This window comes from Rhodobacter capsulatus SB 1003, from assembly GCF_000021865.1.
Lineage (GTDB): Bacteria > Pseudomonadota > Alphaproteobacteria > Rhodobacterales > Rhodobacteraceae > Rhodobacter > Rhodobacter capsulatus_B.
Window position 1 is genome coordinate 642,185 of record NC_014034.1, and the last position, 20,002, is coordinate 662,186.

Consider the following 20,002-nt stretch of genomic DNA (forward strand, 5'->3'; position numbering starts at 1 on the left):
CCAAAGGATGCCTCATGACCCGTTTTGCCGCCCCCATCGCCGAACAGATCTGGGACATGAAATACCGGCTGAAAGATGCCGACGGCCTGCCGCTGGATGCGTCGGTCGAAGACAGCTGGCGCCGGGTGGCCCGCGATCTGGCCTCGGTCGAAGCCGATCCGGCGCATTGGGAGCCGAAATTCTACGCCGCGCTGGAAGATTTCAAATTCCTGCCCGCGGGGCGGATTCTGGCGGGCGCGGGGACCGGCCGGGCGGTGACCCTGTTCAACTGCTTCGTCATGGGCACGATCCCCGATTCGATGGCCGGCATTTTCGACATGCTGAAGGAAGCGGCGCTGACGATGCAGCAGGGCGGCGGCATCGGCTATGATTTCTCGACGATCCGGCCGCGCGGCGCGGCGGTGAAGGGGGTGGCGGCCGATGCCTCGGGGCCGCTGTCCTTCATGGATGTCTGGGATGCGATGTGCCGCACGATCATGTCGGCGGGCTCGCGCCGCGGCGCGATGATGGCGACGATGCGCTGCGACCATCCCGATATCGAGGCCTTCATCACCGCGAAACAGGATTCGGCCCGGCTGCGGATGTTCAACCTCTCGGTGCTGATCACCGATGCTTTCATGGAAGCGGTGAAGGCCGATGGTCCGTGGGAGCTGGTCTTTGACGGCAAGGTCTATCACACGCTGAACGCCCGCGATCTGTGGAACAAGATCATGCGCGCGACCTATGATTTCGCGGAACCCGGGGTGATCTTCATCGACCGGATCAACGCGATGAACAACCTCGCCTATCTGGAGCAGATCGCGGCGACGAACCCCTGTGGCGAGCAGCCGCTGCCGCCCTATGGCGCCTGTCTGCTGGGCTCGGTGAACCTCGCGCGGCTGGTCACGGCGCCTTTCACCGATCAGGCCCGGCTGGATCTGGCGGCGCTCGATGAGCTGGTGCGGACCTCGGTGCGGATGATGGACAATGTCGTCGATGCCAGCCGTTTCCCGCTGCCGCAACAGCAGGCCGAGGCCGCGAACAAGCGCCGGATCGGGCTTGGGGTGACGGGGCTGGCCGATGCGCTTTTGATGCTGGGGCTGCGCTATGGCGACGACAAGGCCGCGGCGCAGACCGAAGCCTGGATGAAGGCGATTGCCCGGGCGGCCTATCTCGCCTCGGTCGATCTGGCGCGGGAAAAGGGCGCTTTCCCGCTCTTCGATGCCGAGAAATATCTGAGCAGCGGCAACATGCTGCAGATGGACGAGGATGTGCGGCAGGCGATTGCCACGCATGGGATCCGCAATGCGCTGCTTACCTCGATCGCGCCGACGGGGACGATTTCGCTTTATGCGGGCAACGTGTCTTCGGGCATCGAGCCGGTCTTTGCCTATGCCTATACGCGCAAGGTGCTGCAAAAGGATGGCTCGCGGACCGAGGAAGAGGTGGTCGATTACGCGGTGAAGCTGTGGCGGGACATGAAGGGCGACGTGGCGCTGCCCGCGTATTTCGTCAACGCCCAGACGCTGGCGCCGATGGATCACGTCAAGATGCAGGCGGCGGCGCAGAAATGGATCGATTCGAGCATCTCGAAAACGATCAACTGCCCGGTGGACATTTCTTTCGACGATTTCAAGGATGTCTACATGGCGGCCTTTGAAAGCGGCTGCAAGGGCTGCACCACCTACCGCCCGAATGACGTGACGGGGTCGGTTTTGACGGTTTCGGAAAAGTCCGAAAAGACCCCCGAGACCGACAAGGGCGCCGAGGTGGTCTATCTGACCGAACCGCTGGATCGGCCCGCGTCGCTGGAGGGGGCGACCTACAAGCTGAAATGGCCGGGCTCGGAACATGCGATCTACATCACGGTGAACGACATCGTGCAGGGCGGGCATCGCCGTCCCTTCGAGGTTTTCATAAATTCCAAGAATATGGAACATTACGCCTGGACGGTGGCGCTGACGCGGATGATCTCGGCGGTGTTCCGGCGCGGCGGGGATGTGAGCTTCGTCGTGGGCGAGCTGAAGGCGGTCTTCGATCCGCGCGGCGGCGCCTGGATGGCGGGGCAATACATCCCGTCGATCCTGGCGGCGATCGGCGGCGTGATCGAGCGGCATCTGGTGGCGACGGGCTTCATCGCAGGCGAGGGGATGGGTCTGAAAAGCGATCCCCGCGCCGAGGTGATGGAAATGGGCGAGCCGCCGAGAGGAGAGGCCTGCCCGTCCTGCGGCAGCTACGCGCTGCGCAAGGTGGAAGGCTGCCTGACCTGCGCCGACTGCGGCCATTCGAAGTGCTCGGGTTGAAAACGCCTTACAAATCTCGATGCTCAGATAAATTGACCACTCTTGTCCACTGAGCGCGCCCTATCCCGCCGACTGAAACGTCGGCGGGTTTTCTTTTTGGTCGACGCCTTCCTTGAAAAAACGTTTTTAAATCAATGATCAGAATCTCTTGCAGTTGTCGTCGTCTCTGACCTTTTCCCCATTTCCCGCTCACCAACCGCACCAACTTTTTCTTCCAGGAATCCTTCAAGATGTAAGTCTCTGCCCGCAGGGCGGGAGGCGAAGACAGATCTCCTTTTCTGTCTCATGTCCGAGGCTCCCAGCCGGAAGCCGGGGGATTCGCCGGAAACCATATTCCTCGCCTCTCACCCTCAACGCAGCGAAGGACCTGCGTCTGCCGGGCCGCACCTTCCGAACGTGATCCGGCGCGGGGGAATGACGCTGTGACGGGGGCTCAGGACAGGAAGGGCATCTCGATGCCGAAGGCGCCCAGAAGCAGGACCATGTTGAGCGAGAGCACGAGGCAGGCGCCCAAGGCTGCCGCCGCCTGAACCTTGCGCGCTGGGACGAAGGCGCCCATCACCTCGGGCTTGCGGATCAGCCACAGCAGCGCCAGCATCGGCACCGGCAGGGCGATCGAGAGAACCACCTGACTCATCACCAGCGCATCCGTCGCATTCGCGCCCGAGGCGACGACGACGAAGGCGGGCACCATCGTCACCGCGCGGCGCAGCCAGAGCGGCAGGTTCACCCGCAAGAAGCCCTGCATGATCATCTGCCCCGCCATCGTGCCGACGACCGAAGACGAGATCCCCGAGGCGATCAGCGACAACAGGAAGGCCGAGGCCGCAAAGCCGCCCAGAAGCGGGGTCAGCGTGTGATAGGCGGTCTCGATTTCCGCCACCTCGGCATGGCCGGTGTGAAAGGCCGAGGCCGCCATCATCACCATCGCCATGTTGATCAGCCCCGCCCCCGCCAGCGCCACGACCACCTCGATGTTCGAGATCCGCACCATCCGGCGCCGGTCGCTGTCATTGCCCAGGATGGCGCGGTTCTGCGTCAGGCCGGAATGCAGGAAGATCGCATGCGGCATGACCGTGGCGCCGATGATGCCGACCGCAATCGTCAGCGCCCCCGCATCGGGCAGGCTGGGCGTGGTCAGGCCGCCCACCGCCTGACCCCAGTCGATCGGCGCGATCAGCACCTCGGCCAGATAGCTCAGCCCGATCACGCCCACCATCGACCCGATCGCCAGTTCCATCGGCCGGAAGCCCTGCGCCTCGAACAGCAGGATCGCATAGGTGATCACCGCGGTCAGCGCCATGCCCCACAGAAGCGGAATCCCCAGAAGCAGCGAAAAGCCGATGGCGCCGCCCAGAAATTCGGCCAGATCGGTGGCCATCGCGGCGATCTCGCTGACCGCCCACATGACGAGCACCAGCGGGCGGGGCAAGTGATCGCGGCTGAGTTCCGCAAGGTTGCGCCCGGTGACGATGCCCAGCCGCGCCGAAAGCGCCTGAAACAGCATCGCGATCAGGTTCGCCATCAGCACGACCCAGAGGAGCGCATAGCCGTAGCCCGCCCCGGCCTGGATGTTCGTCGCGTAATTGCCCGGGTCCATATAGGCGACCGAGGCGATCACCGCCGGGCCGACAAAGGCAAGCATCGCCAGCGGGCCGCGCCGTTCGCCGCCGATCACCGCCGACATCGTGGCCCGCGCCCGCCCGGACATGGAGTTTTCGTGGATCATTCTGGCCCCCGGAACCTGTTGCTGCAAAGTGTAGCCTTGGCTATATTTCTGTCAAGCGGCTTCCCGGCCCGGAACGGCAGTTTCGCTTTGTCGCGCCGGGGGGCGTTTCCAAATCCGGGGCAAGGCGATAAAATGGCGGCAAAAGGACCCAAGATGCCCGAAGATACCCCGCCTGCCGATCTGACGACGATGCGCTTTTCCCGGGCCCGGGAGGCGCAGAGCATGGCGGTGCTGGAAGATTACGCCGAGATGATCGACGATCTGGCGCAGCAGCTGGGCGAGGCGCGGATCACCGACATTGCGGCGCGAATGGGGGTGACGCATCCGACGGCGACAAAGGCGGTGGCGCGGCTCAAGCGCGAGGGGCTGGCGGTGTCGCGGCCCTATCGCGGCGTGTTCCTGACCGAGCTTGGCGCCGAGATGGCGGCGCGGGTGCGGATGCGCCATCGCGTCGTGGTCGATCTGCTGATCGCCGTGGGGGTGCCCGCCGAGACCGCCGAGATCGACGCCGAGGGGCTGGAGCATCATGTGTCGGAGGCGACGCTGAAGGCCTTCGAGGCCTATCTGGCGCGGCGGGGCTGACGTCCTGCGTTTGTTCGGGCGGAGAAGGAAAGGCATCGCCTTTCCCCGCCCGTCACGATCCGGTGTCGCCAGGACCGTTTCCGCAAGTCTGACAGAGGCCAGCGCCCGCCATGGGCGGGGCGGGCGCTGGCCGAGTGCCTGATGCACTCGGCGTCCAGGGGGCATCTGGCGCGCCTGGCCTCGGCGATGGCCTTGGCCAAGGGATGCGTCACGGGCTGAACAGCGGGAAGCAGACGCCCAGCACCCAGGCCAGACACAGCCCAAGCCCAAGGCCCGCCACCGTCGCCCCGGAGCGCCGCGCGATCCAGCGGCCCATCAGCCCGTGGACAAAGAAGAACAGCAGCAAAAGCGGCAGCGCGATCAGAAGGAACATCAGCCGGTCGAAATCCAGTGCGGCAGCCAAGGCAAACGAGCCGAACAGGAACACCCGCCCGACAATCCGCCGCCAAAGCGCGGCATGCCCGGCCTCGGTCAGCTGCGCATCGGCGATCAGCGCGGGCACGGTGCCAAAGGCCAGAACCGCGATCAGCACCAGCCGCTCGGGCGAGGGCCAGTAGCTGGCGGCGTAGCGATCGAGCGCCAGGCCGAAGGCGCCCAGCCCCCAGATCAGGAACAGCCCCACCGGCAGCAGCGACAGCCCGGCGCGCAGATGCCGCCAGCCGCGCAGAAGCGTGATCTGCAAAAGCCCGTAACAGGCCAGATGCACCATCAGGTAATCGGCGACCAGAACCGGCAGGAAATCGATGCGAAACCGTGTCAGCACCACGGGCACGATCAGCGCGGGCAGGATCGCGGCGAGCAGGAACCGCCCGACCGGCACCGGCGCGGGATCGGCGCGTTTGGGCTGCAGCACCGCCAGCGGATGCACCGCCAGAACAAGGCCGATCAGCAGCACCAGGATCCAGACCCCCATCGACGAGACCGCGCCGCCGGACATGCGGGCATAGGTGGCGTCAAGCCAGTCCCGCGCCGCCACGACCGCGGTCGGGCTGTAGAGCACGCCCACATGTTCCACATGCGGGGCGACGACGGCCATCCGCGCGACCGGACCGGCGCTGGCCAGTTCGCCCTCGCCCTTGCCCGGGTCGACCTGATGCAGATATTCAAGCGCGAAGCCGCGCAGGCCCCCCTCCCATTCGCCCGAGATCACCAGAAGCCGCGGCGGTTCCGTGGCCGTGACCGCCTGCGAAAACATCGAGATCGCCACCACGGCATCGACCGGATGCCCGGCCGCGGCCTCCTGTCGGGCGGCGCGGACCAGAATGTCGGTCGCCATCGAATGACCCAGAAGCGAGACGCCGGGGGCGCCGGGCAGGGCGCGGGCGGCCGCGATCACCCGGCGGACCTCGGCCACCAGAAACACCGTCGTGCCGTCGATCTTCGTCACGTCGCCGCGCATCGGCTGCGGATTGCGGCCGTGCCCCTCGCTGTCGAAGGCCAGGACGCGATAGCCCGCCTGCGCCAGCCGCAGCGCATAGGCCTGCATGATCTGCCGCGATCCGGCGAAACCATGCGCGATGACGACGGCGGGGCCGGTCGCGCCGGGCTGTTCGTAAAGCGTCACCGGGGTCGTGCCGACCGTGAAATCGGTGATGGCAAGCCCGGCCCGGTCGCGCTCCAGCATGAAGACCGAGCTCAGGATCAGGACAAGGGCAAGCGCGAAAGTGGCCAGATGGCGGAGGGGATGACGCAACGGGAACCTCGGGACAGACGGATGCCGCTTAATGTGCGGCAAGATCCGCCCGGATCAAGGCGACTGATGGCCCCGAAAGTGCGATGCCCCGACCGGAGGATCGGGGCACCGCGTTCGCAGTTTTGGAGGATTGACGGGGACGTCGTCATTCAGCCGGATGAGCCGGCCCTCTCGCTGTGCCCGTCTTCCACAGCGAGAAAAGGATGCCTGCGGCAAGGATCGCGAAGGTGATGCCAAGCGACCAGGCCGGAGGGAATTTTTCCCAACCCAGCGCCGCGGCCACGAAGACCTTGGAGCCGATGAACACCAGAAGCACCGAGAGCGCGTATTTCAGATAGGCGAAGCGGGCGAGGATCGCGGAAAGCGCGAAGTAAAGCGCCCGCAGGCCGAGGATCGCGAAGATGTTCGAGGTGTAGACGATGTAGGGATCGGTGGTGATGGTGAAGACCGCGGGGACAGAGTCGACGGCAAAGACGAGATCGGCCAGCTCGATCATCACCAGCGCCAGGAACAGCGGCGTCGCATGGCGCACCAGACGGCCGGTTTTCGTGTCGGGCTCGGTGACGAAGAAGGCATGGCCGCGCGGACCGTCCGTCACCCGCAGGCGGCGGCGCAGGAAGCGGATCAGCCCGTTTTCGGTGATCTCGTGCTCCTTGTCGGCCGAAAACAGCATCTTGATGCCGGTCACGATCAGGAAGGCGGCGAAGACGTAAAGCAGCCAGTGGTATTCGGCGACCAGCGTCGCGCCAAGGCCGATCATCAGCCCGCGCAGCACGATCACGCCCAGAATGCCCCAGAACAGCACCCGGCGCTGATATTGCCGCGGCACGGCGAAGAAGCCGAAGATCAGCGCGATCACGAAGATGTTGTCGATCGAGAGCGATTTCTCGACCACGAAGGCGGTCAGATATTGCGCCGTCGCGGTGGCGCCCATCTGCCAGAAGACGAAGCCCGCAAAGCCGAGGCCAAGCGCGATATACATCGCCGAAAGCTTCAGGCTTTCGGCGATGCCGATTTCGTGATCGTCCTTGTTCAGCACGCCCAGATCAAGCGCGAGAAGGGTCAGGACAAGACTGACGAAAACCAGCCACATCCACAGCGGCTGGCCAAGAAAAGACAGAAAGACGAGTTCCACGGGGCGACCTCTTGCGGTTTGCCGCCGTCTGGTCGCCCGGCTGATGACAGACCATCTGCCGGGCACGACCATCGAGCGGGTGTCGATGCGGTCCGACATCACGTGGAAGCTTGGAGGAACTTCCGACGCCAGAGGGGCCCGGCCCGCTCCTCCTATTTTGGGCAGGGCAAGCAGGAGTTCAACCCCCCGGGTGCGACATTTTTTCCATTTTTTCGCCGGACGGTTTTCGGGCGACGCCGGGGCAGGTACGAATCCGGTGGCGCATGCCGCCACGCAGCGTTAAGAAGCCAAGGCCGGAGATCACGTTCCGGTGACCCGAGTCACAACTGCATGACCAAAAACGAATCCGAGATCCCCGAGCAGGGAGATCGCAGCCAGAGCCACGCCAAGACGGGACTCGCGCTGACCTCCCTCGCCGCGATCGGTGTCGTCTATGGCGATATCGGCACCTCTCCGCTTTACGCCTATCGCGAAGCGATGGTGGCGTCGGGCGCGCATGGCGGCGGCGTCGACCCCGAACATGTGCTGGGCGTGCTCTCCGTCATCACCTGGGCGCTGATCATCGTCGTCACGATCAAATATGTCATCATCCTGATGATGGCCGACAATGACGGCGAGGGCGGGACCTTCTCGCTGCTGGCGCTGGTGCAGCGCGCGATGGGGCGGCCGACGCCGATCGTGCTGGCGCTGGGCATGCTGGGGGCGGGGCTGTTTTACGGCGATGCCGCGGTGACGCCCGCGGTCTCGGTTCTGGGCGCGATCGAGGGGCTGAAGCTGGTCACCCCCGCCTTCGAGCCCTTCATCGTGCCCTTGGCCGTCGTCATCATCGTGTTTCTCTTCGTGTTTCAAAGCAAGGGCACCTCGGCCGTGGCGAAATTCTTCGGCCCGGTGATGATGGTCTGGTTCACCGCGCTGGCGGTGGGCGGCTTCATGAACCTCATTCAGGCGCCGGTGGTGCTTGAAGCGCTCAATCCGGTGCGCGCGGCGGAACTGGTGATGTCGAACGGCCCGCTCGGCCTTGCGATTCTGGGCGCGGCCTTTCTTGCGGTGACCGGGGCCGAGGCGCTTTATGCCGATCTGGGCCATTTCGGCCGCCGTCCGATCCAGGTGTCCTGGCTTTTCGTCGTGATGCCGGCGCTGCTTCTGAACTACTACGGGCAGGGCGCGCTTTTGATGACCAATCCCGGCGCGATCGAGAACCCGTTCTTCCGGCTTTATCCCGAATGGGCGCTTTTGCCGATGATCGTCCTGGCGGCCGCGGCGACGGTGATCGCCAGCCAGGCGGTGATTTCGGGCGCCTATTCGCTGACCCAGCAGGGCGTGCAGCTGAAGCTGATCCCGCGGCTGCGGATCCGGCAGACCTCGGAGACCCAGCAGGGGCAGATCTACATGCCCGAGGTGAACTTCTGGCTGATGCTGGGCGTTCTGATGCTGATTGTCGTCTTCGGCTCCTCCTCGGCGCTGGCGGCGGCCTACGGGATCTCGGTCACCGGCGAGATGTGCATCACCTCGATCCTGGTGATGGTGGTGGCGCGCAAGCTGTGGAAGATGCCGCTGGTGCTGGCGATCGGCATGATGGTGCCGTTCCTTGCGCTGGATCTGGTGTTCTTCGGCGCCAATTCGATGAAGATCTTCTCGGGCGGGTATGTCTCGCTGGCGATTGCCGGGGGCATGATCCTGCTGATGTGGACCTGGCGGCGCGGCGCGGCGATCATCCTCAAGCTCGAACGCGAAAACGACGTGCCGCTGGACATGATCTTCCGGCAGATGGATTCGAAATCGATCTCGACCGTGCCGGGAACGGCCATCTATCTGACCGGCACGCCCGACATGGTGCCCGCGGCGATGCTGCACAGCCTCAAGCATTTCAAGGCGCTGCACGAGCATATCGTGATCCTGACCATCGTCACCGAGGATGTGCCGCGCGTCGCCCCGGAAGACCGGGTCAACATGGAAGAGCTGAACGAGCGCTTCCGCCGGGTGGAGCTGCGCTTCGGCTATGCCGAGGAACCCGACGTGCCGAAGGCGCTTTTGCAATGCCGCAAGCTGGGCTGGAAGTTCGACATCATGGCGACCTCCTTCATCCTGTCACAGCGCTCGCTGAAACTGTCGGGGCAGCGGCGGATGCCCGCCTGGCAAAGCCTGTTCTTCTTCTACCTTGCCCGCAACGCGACGCGGTCGTCGGATTACTTCCGCATCCCGGCCTCGCGCGTGGTGGAACTGGGCACGCTCGTGAACGTGTGATGCGACCGCCCCCCGGGCCCGGCAGATCCCGGGTTGACGGGGGCGGTCAAATCCATTCTAACGCCCGCGGTCGATGGCGCCTCGCGCCAGGCGACCTGCCCGGTGCACCGCCTCTGGAGAGATTCCCGTGACCTCGCGTCTTGCGCTTGCCCTGATCACCGTCACTGCGCTGTCGGCCTGCGGGTCGAACAGTTCGTTCCGGCTTTATCCGCTGAGCGGGCCGATCGCCGAGCAGAACCCCTCGACGGCGATTCCGATCTCGATCACCGAGGACAGCGAGACCTCGGGGCAGATCTGGTTCAAGCTGCCGAAGCCGAACAAGACCAAATGCAGCGGCACCTGGTCGAGCGTGCAGCCGCGGGTGAAGACGCATGAACGCGGCCTGTCGCTGAAGCTCAAGGATCTGGGCGGCAGCTACAAGAATTCGACCGAGGATGTCGGCGGCGTCAACACCGGCGAGGTCTATGCCGTGTGCAAGGACGGCACCCGGCTGCAGGGGACCTTCATCATGGGCTCGGGCACGCAAAGCGGCACCGGCACGGTGACCGACACGCTTGGCAACAGCTACAAGCTGCTGTTCTGAGCCGCGCCTTGGGGGAAACCGTGATCCGGCCCTCGCGGCGGGATTGTTTTGAAAACCCGAAACGAATCAGTGCAAAACCTGCAAACTCTGCTATGCAGGGTGGAGCGAAGTTCTTCTGACCGCACCCTGTCTCCTTCATCGGCTTCAGTCTGCTTTTAGTCACGACCAAGCCGAGCTGCCGCATTCCGTGGGCAGCATTCCCATGAAGGAGTGATCACGATGGCCAATGGCACCGTGAAGTTTTTCAACCAGAACAAAGGTTTCGGTTTCATCGAGCCGGAAGGTGGCGCGCAGGACGTGTTCGTGCACATCTCGGCCGTGGAACGGGCCGGGATCTCGCGTCTCGTCGATGGCGCCAAGGTGACCTTCCAGATCGAATCCGGCCGCGATGGCCGCAAGTCGGCCTGCGACCTGGCTCTGGTCTGATCCGCAGCGATTGCGGCGACAGCCATGTCCCCCCCACGCAAGTCTCCGTCTCCCGGCCTGTTCCGGGAGATGCCCCTTGCGCCGCAGACGCTGCATGACAAGACGGCAGCCGCGGCGAAACTGATCATCGAGACGGAAGCCGTGAAGCGCGCGGATCGCACTGCCGCGCTCAAGGCGGCCCGTCTTGCGCGCGATGCGGCGGCCCTGCCGGACGCGAAGCCCGCCCGATGACCCCCTTGCCGTCCCGGGAAGCCCCGGCGCGGCGGAAAGACCTGAATGACGCATTCCCGATCTGCCCTGGGCCCCGCGCCCATGGCCTCGTTCCCGCGCAGCCACCCGGCCCAGACCGGCCTTGGCTGGCGGGACTTTTTCGAACGCCTGGGGCAGGGCACGCTGCCGCAAGGCCCGCGGCGGTCCGACCGTCCGGCGCCCGATCCGATCCGGTCCTTCAACGGACAGGCGATCCGACCCGTTTCCCGGTGACGGTATCGAGGCGGGGGCGGCGCTGCCGCCTCCTGCTTCTGCCGGGTTTCTCACCGGGAGGGGAAGCGGCGCAGCCCCTGCGCGGCTTCCGCCCTTTCATCGCAAGGAGTTTGACCATGGGCTATTCCACCCCGAAGAAACAACTGGATCTGAAGGAATTTCTGGCGCAGCCGGCAAAGAAGCCGGCCTATCGCAACGGTCTTTCCTTCCGCAAGCTCGGCACGCAGGCGCGCGGCAGCACCGTGCCCGCCGCGACGGCGCCGAAGGCCGCGGACGGCGCGCAGGAGAGCTGACGCCCCGCCCCGGTGACAGAGCGGGGTGCTTGTGCCTGCGGCCCGGCCATGCAAGGCTTGCCGCAGGAGGGCCCCATGCAGCGCATCACCATCACCATCGAAGACGATCTTCTGGCCGCGCTTGACGGGTTCATGGCGCGGTCCGGGGCCTCGAACCGCTCCGAGGCGCTGCGCGATCTGGTCCGCCGCGGCCTGGCCGAGGACACCCCCGAGACCGCCGAATGCGTCGGCGTGATCACCTATGCGCTTGATCCCGCGCAGCGCGATCTGGGCCGCGTGGTGCCCGAAAGCCGCCAGCGCCATCACGACACCACGATCGCCGCGCTGTCGGTGCCGCTGGATCATCACGCCGCGGTCGAAGTGGCGGTGATGCGCGGCACGGTCGGCTCGGTGCAGGCCTATGCCAATTCGCTGTTTCTGCAACGCGGCGTGCTGCACGGACAGACCGCGCTGATCCCGGTCAAGACCGAGATCGAGTTCCATCTGCACGGCACCCGCGCCCATACCCATGAACATCTGCGCGTGCAGGAGCGCTGGAAGCCCTGAGCCTCAGCGGCCGATCTTGCGCAGCACGCGTTCGAGCGCATCCAGAAACCGGGTCCGGTCGGCCTTGGTGAAGCCGCCGCCGCGGCCCTGCAGGAACGGATCGGCGGCGCGCAGATCGGCCATCAGATCGCGGGTGGCGAGCACATTGCCGATATTGTCCGCCGTCAGCGGCTCGCCGGTCGGGCGCAGCACCTGCGCCCCCGCCGCGACGCATTTCGCCGCCAGCGGAATGTCCGAGGTCACCACGACATCCCCCGGCCCGGCCCGTTCGGCGATCCATTTGTCGGCCTCGTCCGGGCCCTGCGCCACGATCACCGTCTCGATCAGCGGATGGGGCGAGGGCCGGATCCCGCCATTCGACACCACCACCATCCGGGTGCCATGCCTGGTGCCGACCCGCTCGATCTCGGCCTTCACCGGGCAGGCGTCGGCATCCACATAGATCGTCATGCCCCGGTTCCTTCCGCGGCGGGTTTGCGCCGCATCGAGTCGATCAGATGGCGCACCAGCTTCGAGCCGGTCGCATGCAGCGGAAAGGCCCGCCCCGAGCGGTGCCATTCGCCGATCAGCCCGTTGAACATCACCATCTGCGCCACCGCCGCCTCCTGCGGGGTCAGCGCATCGCTCAAAGAGCCCTCGGCATGGGCGCGTTCCATCAGCCGCAGCAGAAGCCGGTAGATTTCCGCATTCTTCGATTCGCGCCATTGCTCGGTGCCGTCGTTCGGCGTGCCCGAGATCAGAATCAGATGCAGCCGCTGCTGCACCGGATCGGATTCGATCGTCTGCAGATATTCCGCCCCGGTGACTTCCAGCACGTCCAGCGGATCATCGGGCAATTCGCCCGCCGCGGCGGTTTCGATCCGGCACAGCTGCGGGTCTTCGTAACGTTCGTAGATCCCGCTCAGGACATCGTTCTTGTCCTTGAAATGCCAATAGATTGCGCCCCGCGTCGCCCCCGCCTCGCGGGCGATCTGCTCCAGCGTCGTCTGCGCGATGCCGCGCGTGCAGAACAGCCGTTCCGCAGCGTCAAGAATGTTCTGTCGCGTCTGTTCCGCATCCGCCTTGCTGCGCCGCATCCGTGCCGTCTCCCCGATGGGCCCGCCCATCGCTCCTGCCGCCTTCTTTCGCCTTGGGCGATCCCGGTCAAGCCTTGCATCTGCCCTCTTTACAAACATACGCGCATGTATGTAAATCCGCAAGAAGCGGTCCGGTCGGTCGGGCCGGAACGGGAAGGACAGGGCATGGTGCGGATCGGGCGGCGGGGATTTCTTCTGGGGGCGACGGCGGCGCTGGCGGGCTGCGCGCAGGTCGATTACGCGGCCCCCGCGGCCAAGGTTCCGGCCACTTTCGAGGCGGCGGCGCCGGGGCGGGCGGCCGCGGGGCCGTGGTGGTCGGCCTTCCGCGATCCGACGCTCGATCAGCTGATCGCGGCGGGGCGGGCGCGCAACCTTGATGTGCTGCAGGCCATCGCCGCGATCGAGGAAGCCCGGGCCAGCGTCTCGGGCGCGGGCGCGGCGGATCTGCCGCAGGTCTCGGGCACGCTGAAGGACACGCGCGGCAACACCTCCGGCACCGGCATCGCCGAGTCGCGCTCGGGGGCGCTTGCGGTGGGCTGGACGGCGGATCTGTTCGGGGCGAACCGGGCCAATCGTGCCGCGGCCTCGGCGCGGCTGGATGCGGCCTATGCCTCGGCCGATGTGGCGCGGCTGGTGATGGAGGGCGCCATCGCCCAGGCCTATGCAGAGCTGCGCTATCAGCAGGCCTCGATCGCGCTGACGCGCAAATCCCTGGAAAGCCGTCGCAAAAGTCTGGAACTGACGCGGGCGCAGGTGGAAAGCGGCACGGCGGGGCGGCTTGAACTGCTGCAGGCGGAACAGCTGGTGGCCGAGGGCGAGGCGCAGCTGCCGGGCTACGAGACCGCTTTCGATCAGGCGCTGGTGACGCTTGCGACGCTGACCGCACAGCCGGTCTCGGCGCTGCGCCCGCAGCTGAGCCGGGGGGCGGGCCAGCCGCGGCCGCGTTTCAAGGCCAGCGTCGGCGTGCCCGCCGATGTGCTGCGCACCCGGCCCGACGTGCGTCTGGCCGAGCGCAACTATGCCGCCGCGGTCTATGATATCGGCGTCGCCAAGGCGGCCTTCTACCCTTCGGTCACGCTCTCGGGCTCGGTCACGCCGACGCATGTGCGCGACGCCAACACCATTCGCTATTGGGCGGTCGGCCCCTCGCTCAATCTGCCGATCTTCACCGGCGGCGCCAATCAGGCGAACCTGCGCGGCGCCGAGGCGCGGGCGGTGCAGGCGAAACTGGCCTGGGAAAAGGCCGTGCTGACCGCGATCGACGAGGTCGAAAGCGCGCTGGCCGCCTATAACCGCGATGGCCGCAACATCGCCGCGCAGACGCATCTGGTCGCGACCAGCGCCGAAACGCTGGAGCTTTCGCGCACCAATTATTCCTTGGGCGAGGGCGATTTCATGACTGTCCTCGATGCCGAACGCAGCTATCTTTCGGCGCAGCAAAGCGCTGCCGCCGCCGAATGGAGCCGCGCCGCCGACTTCATCACCCTCAGCATCGCCGCCGCGGGCGGCCTGCGTTGACCCCTCTTGCTTCAGACAGGTTTGCCATGTCGTTTCCGAAATCCCTTGGGCTTTTGCTGCTGCTTCTGCCCATGCCCGTCCTTGCGCAGCAGGCGCAGGGCCCGGCCCCCGTCACCACCGTCATCGCCCATGCGCAGGATCTGACGCTGAACGCCCGTCTGCCCGGCCGGATCAAGGCCTCGACCGAGGCGGAGGTGCGCCCGCAGGTCTCGGGCATCCTGCGCGGGCGGTTGTTCGAGGAGGGTTCGGTCGTGACCGAGGGCCAGCCGCTCTACAAGATCGAGGACGAAAGCTATCAGGCCGCGGTGGCGGCGGCGCAGGCCGCGGTGGCGCAGGCGAAAGCCTCGCGCGATCTGGCGGTTCTGGAAGAAAAACGCGCGGTCGAGCTTTTCGCCTCGCGGGCGGGCTCGGCGCAGAACCGCGATTCCGCGGTGGCGACGCGGGCGGCGGCCGATGCGGCGGTGCAGGCGGCCGAGGCGCAGCTGAAAAGCGCCACGATCGAGCTCGATCGCACCACGATCCGCGCCCCCATCGCCGGGGTGATCGGTCTGACCCAGGCGACGCCCGGCGCGCTGGTCGCGGCGCAGCAGGCCAGCCCCTTGGCGACGATCCGGGCGCTGGATCCGGTGCATGTCGACGTGACGCAATCGGCGACCGACATCCTGCGCCTGACCTCGACCGCCGAGGGCCGGGCGATGCGGGCCCTGGGCGAGGCCGGGCTGATCCTGGCCGATGGCACGGCCTATCCGATCAAGGGCAGGCTTGAAGCCGCCGAGCCGCGGGTGGAACCCACGACCGGCATGGTTACCTTGCGGATGAGCTTTCCGAACCCCGATCACATCCTTCTGCCCGGGATGTATGTCGAGGTGGACCTGCCGCAGGCGCTGGCGCGGGGCGCCTTTGCGCTGCCGCAAAATGTGGTGATGCGCGAGCCCTCGGGCGGGGCCTATGTCTGGGTCGTCGAAGACGGCAAGGTGGCGCAAAAGCCGGTCACTGTGGCGACGGCGCGGGGCTCTGACTGGATCGTGACCGGGGGGCTGAAAGACGGCGATCAGGTGATTTCCTCGGGCTTTCAGAAGACCGGACCCGGGGCGCCGGTGACCGTCGTTCCGGCGGAGGCGCAATAACATGGCGCGTTTCTTCATTGACCGGCCGATCTTCGCCTGGGTCATCGCGCTGGTGATCATGGGGGTGGGGGCGCTTGCGATCCTGCGCCTGCCGGTGTCGCAATATCCCTCGATCGCCTCGCCCGCGGTCGTCATTCAGGCGGCCTATCCGGGCGCTTCGGCGGAAACCGTCACCGATACCGTGGTGCAGGTGATCGAAAAGCAGATGACCGGCCTTGACGGGTTGCGCTATCTGAAATCCGACACCACCGCGACGGGCCGGGCCACGATCACGCTCACCTTCGCGCTCGGCACCGATCCCGACATCGCGCAGGTGCAGGTGCAAAACAAGCTGGCGCAAGCCGAGGCGAGCCTGCCCGAAGCCGTCACCCGGCAGGGCGTGACGGTCGAGAAATCGACGACCGGCTTTTTGATGGTGGCGGCGCTGATTTCGCCCGACAAGTCCCGGTCTTCGGTCGAGCTGTCCGATTACATGAACGCCTCGATGGTCGAGAGCTTCTCGCGGCTCAAGGGCGTGGGGGCGGTCACCGTCTTCGGCTCGGAACATGCGATGCGGATCTGGCTCGATCCGGGCAAGCTCAAGGCCTATGACATGGCGCCCGCCGCGGTGATCGCCGCGGTGAAGGGGCAGAATGCGCAGATCTCGGCCGGGTCGTTCGGGGCCTTGCCCGCGCCCGAGGGGCAGATGCTGAATGCCACGATCACCGCGCAATCGCTGCTGAAAACCCCCGCGGATTTCGAGCGTATCGTGCTGCGCGCCGATACCGATGGCGGGCTGGTCTTGCTGCGCGATGTCGCGCGGGTGGAGCTGGGCGCGGAAAGCTACGACATCAACGCCTTTTACAACGGCACCCCCTCGGCCGGGATGGCGATCCAGCTGGCTTCGGGGGCGAATGCGCTCGACACGGCGAAGCTGGTCAAGGACAAGCTGGCGGAACTGGCGCCCTATTTCCCCTCGGGGATGGAATACGTCATTCCCTATGACACGACGCCCTTTGTCACCCTCTCGATCGAGGAAGTGATCAAGACCCTGTTCGAGGCCATCGTGCTGGTCGTGCTGGTCATGCTCGTCTTCCTGCACAATCTGCGCGCGACGCTGATCCCGACGCTGGCGGTGCCGGTGGTGCTTTTGGGCACCTTTGGCGTGATGGCGGCCTCTGGCTTTTCGATCAACACCCTGACCATGCTGGCCATGGTTCTTGCCATCGGGCTTTTGGTCGATGACGCCATCGTCGTCGTCGAAAACGTCGAGCGGATCATGGCCGAGGAACACCTTTCCCCGCGCGAGGCGACGCGGAAATCGATGGGGGAAATCTCGGGCGCGCTGGTGGGGATTGCGCTGGTGCTCTCGGCGGTCTTCGTGCCGATGGCCTTCTTTGGCGGCTCGACCGGCGAGATCTACAAGCAATTCTCGGTCACCATCGTTTCGGCCATGGCGCTTTCGGTTCTGGTTGCGCTCGTCTTCACGCCCGCGCTTTGCGCCACGATCCTCAAACCCCATGCCGAGGCCAAGGGCGGTTTTGCGAACTGGTTCGGCGGCCATTTCGAGACCCGCTTCGGGCGGCTGACGCGCGGCTATGGCGGCATCACCCGCTGGGTTGTCGCCAATCCGCTCAAGGGGTTGGTCGTCTATGCCTGTCTGGTGGCGGCGATGGGGGCGCTTTATCTGCGCACCCCCACCGCGTTCCTGCCCGACGAGGATCAGGGCGTGCTGATGACGCTCATTCAGACCCCCTCGGGCACCACCGCGGCGGAAACGAAAAAGGTCGTCGAACAGGTCGAGGGCTATTGGCGCGCGGCCGAGGCGGACAATGTCGAGGCGCTGTTCTCAGTCGTCGGTTTCTCTTTCGCCGGTCAGGGCCAGAACATGGCGATGATGTTCATCAAGCTGAAGGACTGGGAGGACCGGCCGGGGCCGCAAAACGGCGCACAGGCGATTGCGGGGCGGGCCTTCGGGCCGCTGATGGGCGGCATCAAGGAGGCGATCGTGATCCCGATCGTGCCGCCGCCGGTGCTGGAGCTGGGCAATTCGAACGGCTTCACCGCCTTCCTGCAGGCGCGCTCGGGCCAGAGCCACGAAGATCTGCTGAACGCCCGCAACCAGCTTTTGGGCATGGCCGGGCAAAGCCCGAAACTGATGGCCGTGCGCCCGAACGGGGTCGAGGATGCGGCGCAGTTCCGTCTGGATATCGACTGGGCCAAGGCGGGGGCCGTGGGGCTGACCGCGGCGGATGTGGGCGATTTCCTGAACACGATCTGGTCTTCGGCCTATGTGAACGACTTCCTGCACGAAGGCCGCGTCAAGCGCGTCTATGTGCAGGGCGAGCCCTGGGCGCGCTCCACCCCGGCCGATTTCGCGCTCTGGCGGGTGCCGAATGCGAATGGCGATTTCGTCTCGCTCTCGACCTTTGCCACCGAGAAATGGGTCTACGGGCCGCAGCAGATCGTGCGCTATGACGCGCTGCCCGCGATGGAGATCCAGGGCTCGCCGGTGCCGGGCCTGTCCTCTGGGGCGGCGATGACGGAGATGGAGACGCTTGCCGCGCAATTGCCGCCCGGTTTCGCGCTGCAATGGTCGGGCCTGTCGCTGGAGGAAAAAGAGGCGGGCAACAATGCCATGGCGCTTTATGCGCTCTCGCTCGCCGCGGTCTTCCTGTGTCTGGCGGCGCTTTACGAAAGCTGGGTCATTCCGGTGGCGGTCATTCTGGCGATGCCGGTGGGCATCATCGGGGCGCTGATCGGTGCCTGGCTGGGCGGTCAGGCGAACGGGGTCTATTTCCAGGTCGGGCTGCTGACTGTTGTCGGTCTGACCGGCAAGAACGGCATCATGATCGTGGAATTTGCCCGCGACCGCATGCGGACCCTTGGCGAAGACGCGCTGACCGCCGCGGTCGAGGCCGCCCGGCTGCGCTTCCGTCCGATCCTGATGACTTCGCTCGCCTTCACCCTGGGCGTCGTGCCGCTGATCCTGTCGACCGGCGCGGGCGCGGGGGCGCGCGAGGCGATCGGCTACACCACGCTCTTCGGCACGCTGACGGGGACGGGGCTGGCGATCTTCTTCGTGCCGCTCTTCTTCCGGCTGACGAACGCGATGTTCACGCGGCGCAAGAGCCCGGCCGCCGCCTGAACATGGCCGGCAGGGGCGTTCCGGCGCCCCTGCCACCGCCGGTTCTTCCGGGCGCAAATCGCCCGCCCCGCCCGTCCGGCGGCATTGTGCGCTTGACGCCGCCCCGCCACAGGTGAACCCTACGGTTCAGAGTCGTTTCGGAGTTGAAGTCATGTCCTTGCCCGCCGCCTGCCGCCTCTCTCTTGCGCTGTTTCTGGCCCTTGGCCTTCCCGCGCAGGCGCAATCGCCCTTTGCCGGGCTTCTGGCGCGGATCGAGGGGGCGGGGGATCAGACCGGCGTGACCGCCTCGAACGGGCGGCTGGAGGCGCAAAGCGTCGATGTCGCCGGGAAATATGCCGGGCGGCTGACCGAGGTCACGGCCGCCGAAGGGCAGATGGTCGAGGCGGGGGCAGTGCTGGCGCGGCTTGACGACCGCGATGCGCAGGCGAAATTGCTGGCGGCCGAGGCGGCGGTGCTGCAGGCCGAGGCGGCCAAGGCGGGCGCCGAAGCGGCGGTGATGCAGGCGCAAAGCGCGCTCGACGTGGCGGTGACGACCCGGACCCGCGTCACCACGCTGCATGCCGAGGGCCATGCGGCGCAGGCGGTTTTGGACGATGCGGTGAACGGGGCAACGGCGGCGGCGGCCTCGCTCGCCTCGGCGCGGGCGCAGGTGCAAAACGCCACCGCGCTGATCGCCGCGGCCGAGGCCAGCCGCGAACAGGCGAAGATCGCGCTGGAAGATCTGGTGATCCGCGCGCCGATCCGCGGCCGGGTGCTCTACCGGCTGCACGAGCCGGGCGAGGTGATCGCGGCGGGCACGCCCGTGGTGACGCTGCTCGATCTGACCGATGTTTACATGGTGCTCTATCTGCCCGCGTCTGTCGTGGGGACCTTGGCGCTGAATGACGAGGCGCGGCTGGTTCTGGACCCGGTGCCGCAATATGTGGTGCCCGCGCGGGTCAGTTTCGTTGCGCCCCAAGCGCAATTCACCCCGAAATCGGTTGAAACCAGCACCGAGCGCGCGGACCTCGTGTTCCGCGTCAAGCTGGCGATCCCGCGCGATCTGCTCTTGCGCTTTGCCGACAGCGTCAAGGTCGGCGTGCGCGGCATCGGCTTCGTGCGCGCGACGCCCGACACGCCCTGGCCCGCCGATCTGGCGGTGAAGCTGCCCGAGTAGGC

The 20,002-nt window shown here is 66.2% G+C and carries 18 protein-coding genes; 13 read left to right on the forward strand and 5 right to left on the reverse strand.

Annotated features, from left to right (window positions below):
• The first annotated feature begins 14 nt into the window (after nucleotides 1-14).
• Nucleotides 15-2,282 carry an adenosylcobalamin-dependent ribonucleoside-diphosphate reductase gene (locus RCAP_RS03025; protein WP_013066344.1) on the forward strand — a complete coding sequence of 756 codons (2,268 nt, stop codon included), beginning with the start codon at nucleotides 15-17 and terminating at the stop codon, nucleotides 2,280-2,282.
• Nucleotides 2,283-2,715: 433 nt separating this feature from the next.
• Here the strand turns inward: RCAP_RS03025 and RCAP_RS03030 are convergent, their stop codons facing one another.
• Nucleotides 2,716-4,011, reverse strand: a complete 1,296-nt coding sequence (locus RCAP_RS03030; RefSeq protein WP_013066345.1) for an Nramp family divalent metal transporter — start codon at nucleotides 4,009-4,011, stop codon at nucleotides 2,716-2,718.
• A 153-nt stretch (nucleotides 4,012-4,164) separates the two neighbouring features.
• On the opposite strand from RCAP_RS03030, the gene mntR reads away from it, so the two are divergent.
• Nucleotides 4,165-4,593 (forward strand): manganese-binding transcriptional regulator MntR, encoded by a 429-nt coding sequence (mntR, locus tag RCAP_RS03035; RefSeq protein WP_037096522.1) that lies wholly within the window; start codon nucleotides 4,165-4,167, stop codon nucleotides 4,591-4,593.
• Between the two features lie 208 nt (nucleotides 4,594-4,801).
• Here mntR and RCAP_RS03040 read toward each other — a convergent pair whose 3' ends face one another.
• The gene (locus RCAP_RS03040) at nucleotides 4,802-6,286 is read right to left on the reverse strand and encodes an alpha/beta hydrolase (protein ID WP_013066347.1); all 1,485 of its coding nucleotides are present in this window, start codon (nucleotides 6,284-6,286) and stop codon (nucleotides 4,802-4,804) included.
• Nucleotides 6,287-6,431: 145 nt separating this feature from the next.
• A complete protein-coding gene (locus tag RCAP_RS03045; RefSeq protein ID WP_013066348.1) occupies nucleotides 6,432-7,421 on the reverse strand; it encodes a TerC family protein in 990 nt (329 codons plus the stop codon).
• 330 nt (nucleotides 7,422-7,751) lie between these two features.
• Here RCAP_RS03045 and RCAP_RS03050 point away from each other — a divergent pair, with 330 nt between their 5' ends.
• The 7 genes from RCAP_RS03050 to nikR all read left to right on the forward strand — a co-directional run bounded on the left by RCAP_RS03050 (nucleotide 7,752) and on the right by nikR (nucleotide 11,996).
• Nucleotides 7,752-9,665, forward strand: a complete 1,914-nt coding sequence (locus tag RCAP_RS03050; protein WP_013066349.1) for a potassium transporter Kup — start codon at nucleotides 7,752-7,754, stop codon at nucleotides 9,663-9,665.
• 127 nt (nucleotides 9,666-9,792) lie between these two features.
• A complete protein-coding gene (locus RCAP_RS03055; RefSeq protein ID WP_013066350.1) occupies nucleotides 9,793-10,248 on the forward strand; it encodes a hypothetical protein in 456 nt (151 codons plus the stop codon).
• Between the two features lie 219 nt (nucleotides 10,249-10,467).
• Complete coding sequence (locus tag RCAP_RS03060; RefSeq protein WP_013066351.1) at nucleotides 10,468-10,674, forward strand: cold-shock protein; 207 nt, start codon at nucleotides 10,468-10,470, stop codon at nucleotides 10,672-10,674.
• Nucleotides 10,675-10,743: 69 nt separating this feature from the next.
• Entirely contained in the window at nucleotides 10,744-10,905 is a 162-nt protein-coding gene (locus RCAP_RS19135) for a hypothetical protein (RefSeq protein ID WP_013066352.1), read from the forward strand.
• Nucleotides 10,906-10,950: 45 nt separating this feature from the next.
• Nucleotides 10,951-11,157 (forward strand): hypothetical protein, encoded by a 207-nt coding sequence (locus RCAP_RS19140; protein WP_013066353.1) that lies wholly within the window; start codon nucleotides 10,951-10,953, stop codon nucleotides 11,155-11,157.
• 116 nt (nucleotides 11,158-11,273) lie between these two features.
• A complete protein-coding gene (locus RCAP_RS19495; protein WP_013066354.1) occupies nucleotides 11,274-11,450 on the forward strand; it encodes a hypothetical protein in 177 nt (58 codons plus the stop codon).
• A gap of 75 nt (nucleotides 11,451-11,525) precedes the next feature.
• The gene (gene nikR / locus RCAP_RS03065; RefSeq protein ID WP_013066355.1) at nucleotides 11,526-11,996 is read left to right on the forward strand and encodes a nickel-responsive transcriptional regulator NikR; all 471 of its coding nucleotides are present in this window, start codon (nucleotides 11,526-11,528) and stop codon (nucleotides 11,994-11,996) included.
• A 3-nt stretch (nucleotides 11,997-11,999) separates the two neighbouring features.
• On the opposite strand, the gene RCAP_RS03070 is transcribed toward nikR, so the two are convergent.
• Nucleotides 12,000-12,446, reverse strand: a complete 447-nt coding sequence (locus RCAP_RS03070) for a YaiI/YqxD family protein (RefSeq protein WP_013066356.1) — start codon at nucleotides 12,444-12,446, stop codon at nucleotides 12,000-12,002.
• On the reverse strand, nucleotides 12,443-13,072 hold the full coding sequence (locus tag RCAP_RS03075) for a TetR family transcriptional regulator (RefSeq protein WP_013066357.1): 630 nt from the start codon (nucleotides 13,070-13,072) through the stop codon (nucleotides 12,443-12,445). Before RCAP_RS03075 ends, RCAP_RS03070 begins: the two co-directional genes overlap by 4 nt.
• 105 nt (nucleotides 13,073-13,177) lie before the next feature.
• Here RCAP_RS03075 and RCAP_RS03080 point away from each other — a divergent pair, with 105 nt between their 5' ends.
• The 4 genes from RCAP_RS03080 (at nucleotide 13,178) to RCAP_RS03095 (ending at nucleotide 20,000) form a co-directional block, all read left to right on the forward strand.
• Nucleotides 13,178-14,590, forward strand: coding sequence for an efflux transporter outer membrane subunit (locus tag RCAP_RS03080; protein WP_023910968.1), 1,413 nt, complete (start codon nucleotides 13,178-13,180; stop codon nucleotides 14,588-14,590).
• 26 nt (nucleotides 14,591-14,616) lie between these two features.
• The gene (locus tag RCAP_RS03085) at nucleotides 14,617-15,717 is read left to right on the forward strand and encodes an efflux RND transporter periplasmic adaptor subunit (protein ID WP_013066359.1); all 1,101 of its coding nucleotides are present in this window, start codon (nucleotides 14,617-14,619) and stop codon (nucleotides 15,715-15,717) included.
• 1 nt (nucleotide 15,718) lies between these two features.
• Complete coding sequence (locus tag RCAP_RS03090; protein ID WP_013066360.1) at nucleotides 15,719-18,844, forward strand: efflux RND transporter permease subunit; 3,126 nt, start codon at nucleotides 15,719-15,721, stop codon at nucleotides 18,842-18,844.
• 151 nt (nucleotides 18,845-18,995) lie between these two features.
• Nucleotides 18,996-20,000, forward strand: a complete 1,005-nt coding sequence (locus tag RCAP_RS03095) for an HlyD family secretion protein (RefSeq protein ID WP_013066361.1) — start codon at nucleotides 18,996-18,998, stop codon at nucleotides 19,998-20,000.
• Nucleotides 20,001-20,002: the final 2 nt, after the last annotated feature.

What these genes read in the sequence shown, in the direction of transcription:
- RCAP_RS03025 (WP_013066344.1), top strand. Translation starts at nt 15, where the DNA reads ATGACCCGTTTTGCCGCCCCCATCGCCGAACAGATCTGGGACATGAAA.
- RCAP_RS03030 (WP_013066345.1), bottom strand. Translation starts at nt 4,011, where the DNA reads ATGATCCACGAAAACTCCATGTCCGGGCGGGCGCGGGCCACGATGTCG.
- mntR (WP_037096522.1), top strand. Translation starts at nt 4,165, where the DNA reads ATGCCCGAAGATACCCCGCCTGCCGATCTGACGACGATGCGCTTTTCC.
- RCAP_RS03050 (WP_013066349.1), top strand. Translation starts at nt 7,752, where the DNA reads ATGACCAAAAACGAATCCGAGATCCCCGAGCAGGGAGATCGCAGCCAG.
- RCAP_RS03060 (WP_013066351.1), top strand. Translation starts at nt 10,468, where the DNA reads ATGGCCAATGGCACCGTGAAGTTTTTCAACCAGAACAAAGGTTTCGGT.
- RCAP_RS19135 (WP_013066352.1), top strand. Translation starts at nt 10,744, where the DNA reads ATGCCCCTTGCGCCGCAGACGCTGCATGACAAGACGGCAGCCGCGGCG.
- RCAP_RS19140 (WP_013066353.1), top strand. Translation starts at nt 10,951, where the DNA reads ATGACGCATTCCCGATCTGCCCTGGGCCCCGCGCCCATGGCCTCGTTC.
- RCAP_RS19495 (WP_013066354.1), top strand. Translation starts at nt 11,274, where the DNA reads ATGGGCTATTCCACCCCGAAGAAACAACTGGATCTGAAGGAATTTCTG.
- nikR (WP_013066355.1), top strand. Translation starts at nt 11,526, where the DNA reads ATGCAGCGCATCACCATCACCATCGAAGACGATCTTCTGGCCGCGCTT.
- RCAP_RS03070 (WP_013066356.1), bottom strand. Translation starts at nt 12,446, where the DNA reads ATGACGATCTATGTGGATGCCGACGCCTGCCCGGTGAAGGCCGAGATC.
- RCAP_RS03075 (WP_013066357.1), bottom strand. Translation starts at nt 13,072, where the DNA reads ATGCGGCGCAGCAAGGCGGATGCGGAACAGACGCGACAGAACATTCTT.
- RCAP_RS03080 (WP_023910968.1), top strand. Translation starts at nt 13,178, where the DNA reads ATGTATGTAAATCCGCAAGAAGCGGTCCGGTCGGTCGGGCCGGAACGG.
- RCAP_RS03085 (WP_013066359.1), top strand. Translation starts at nt 14,617, where the DNA reads ATGTCGTTTCCGAAATCCCTTGGGCTTTTGCTGCTGCTTCTGCCCATG.
- RCAP_RS03090 (WP_013066360.1), top strand. Translation starts at nt 15,719, where the DNA reads ATGGCGCGTTTCTTCATTGACCGGCCGATCTTCGCCTGGGTCATCGCG.
- RCAP_RS03095 (WP_013066361.1), top strand. Translation starts at nt 18,996, where the DNA reads ATGTCCTTGCCCGCCGCCTGCCGCCTCTCTCTTGCGCTGTTTCTGGCC.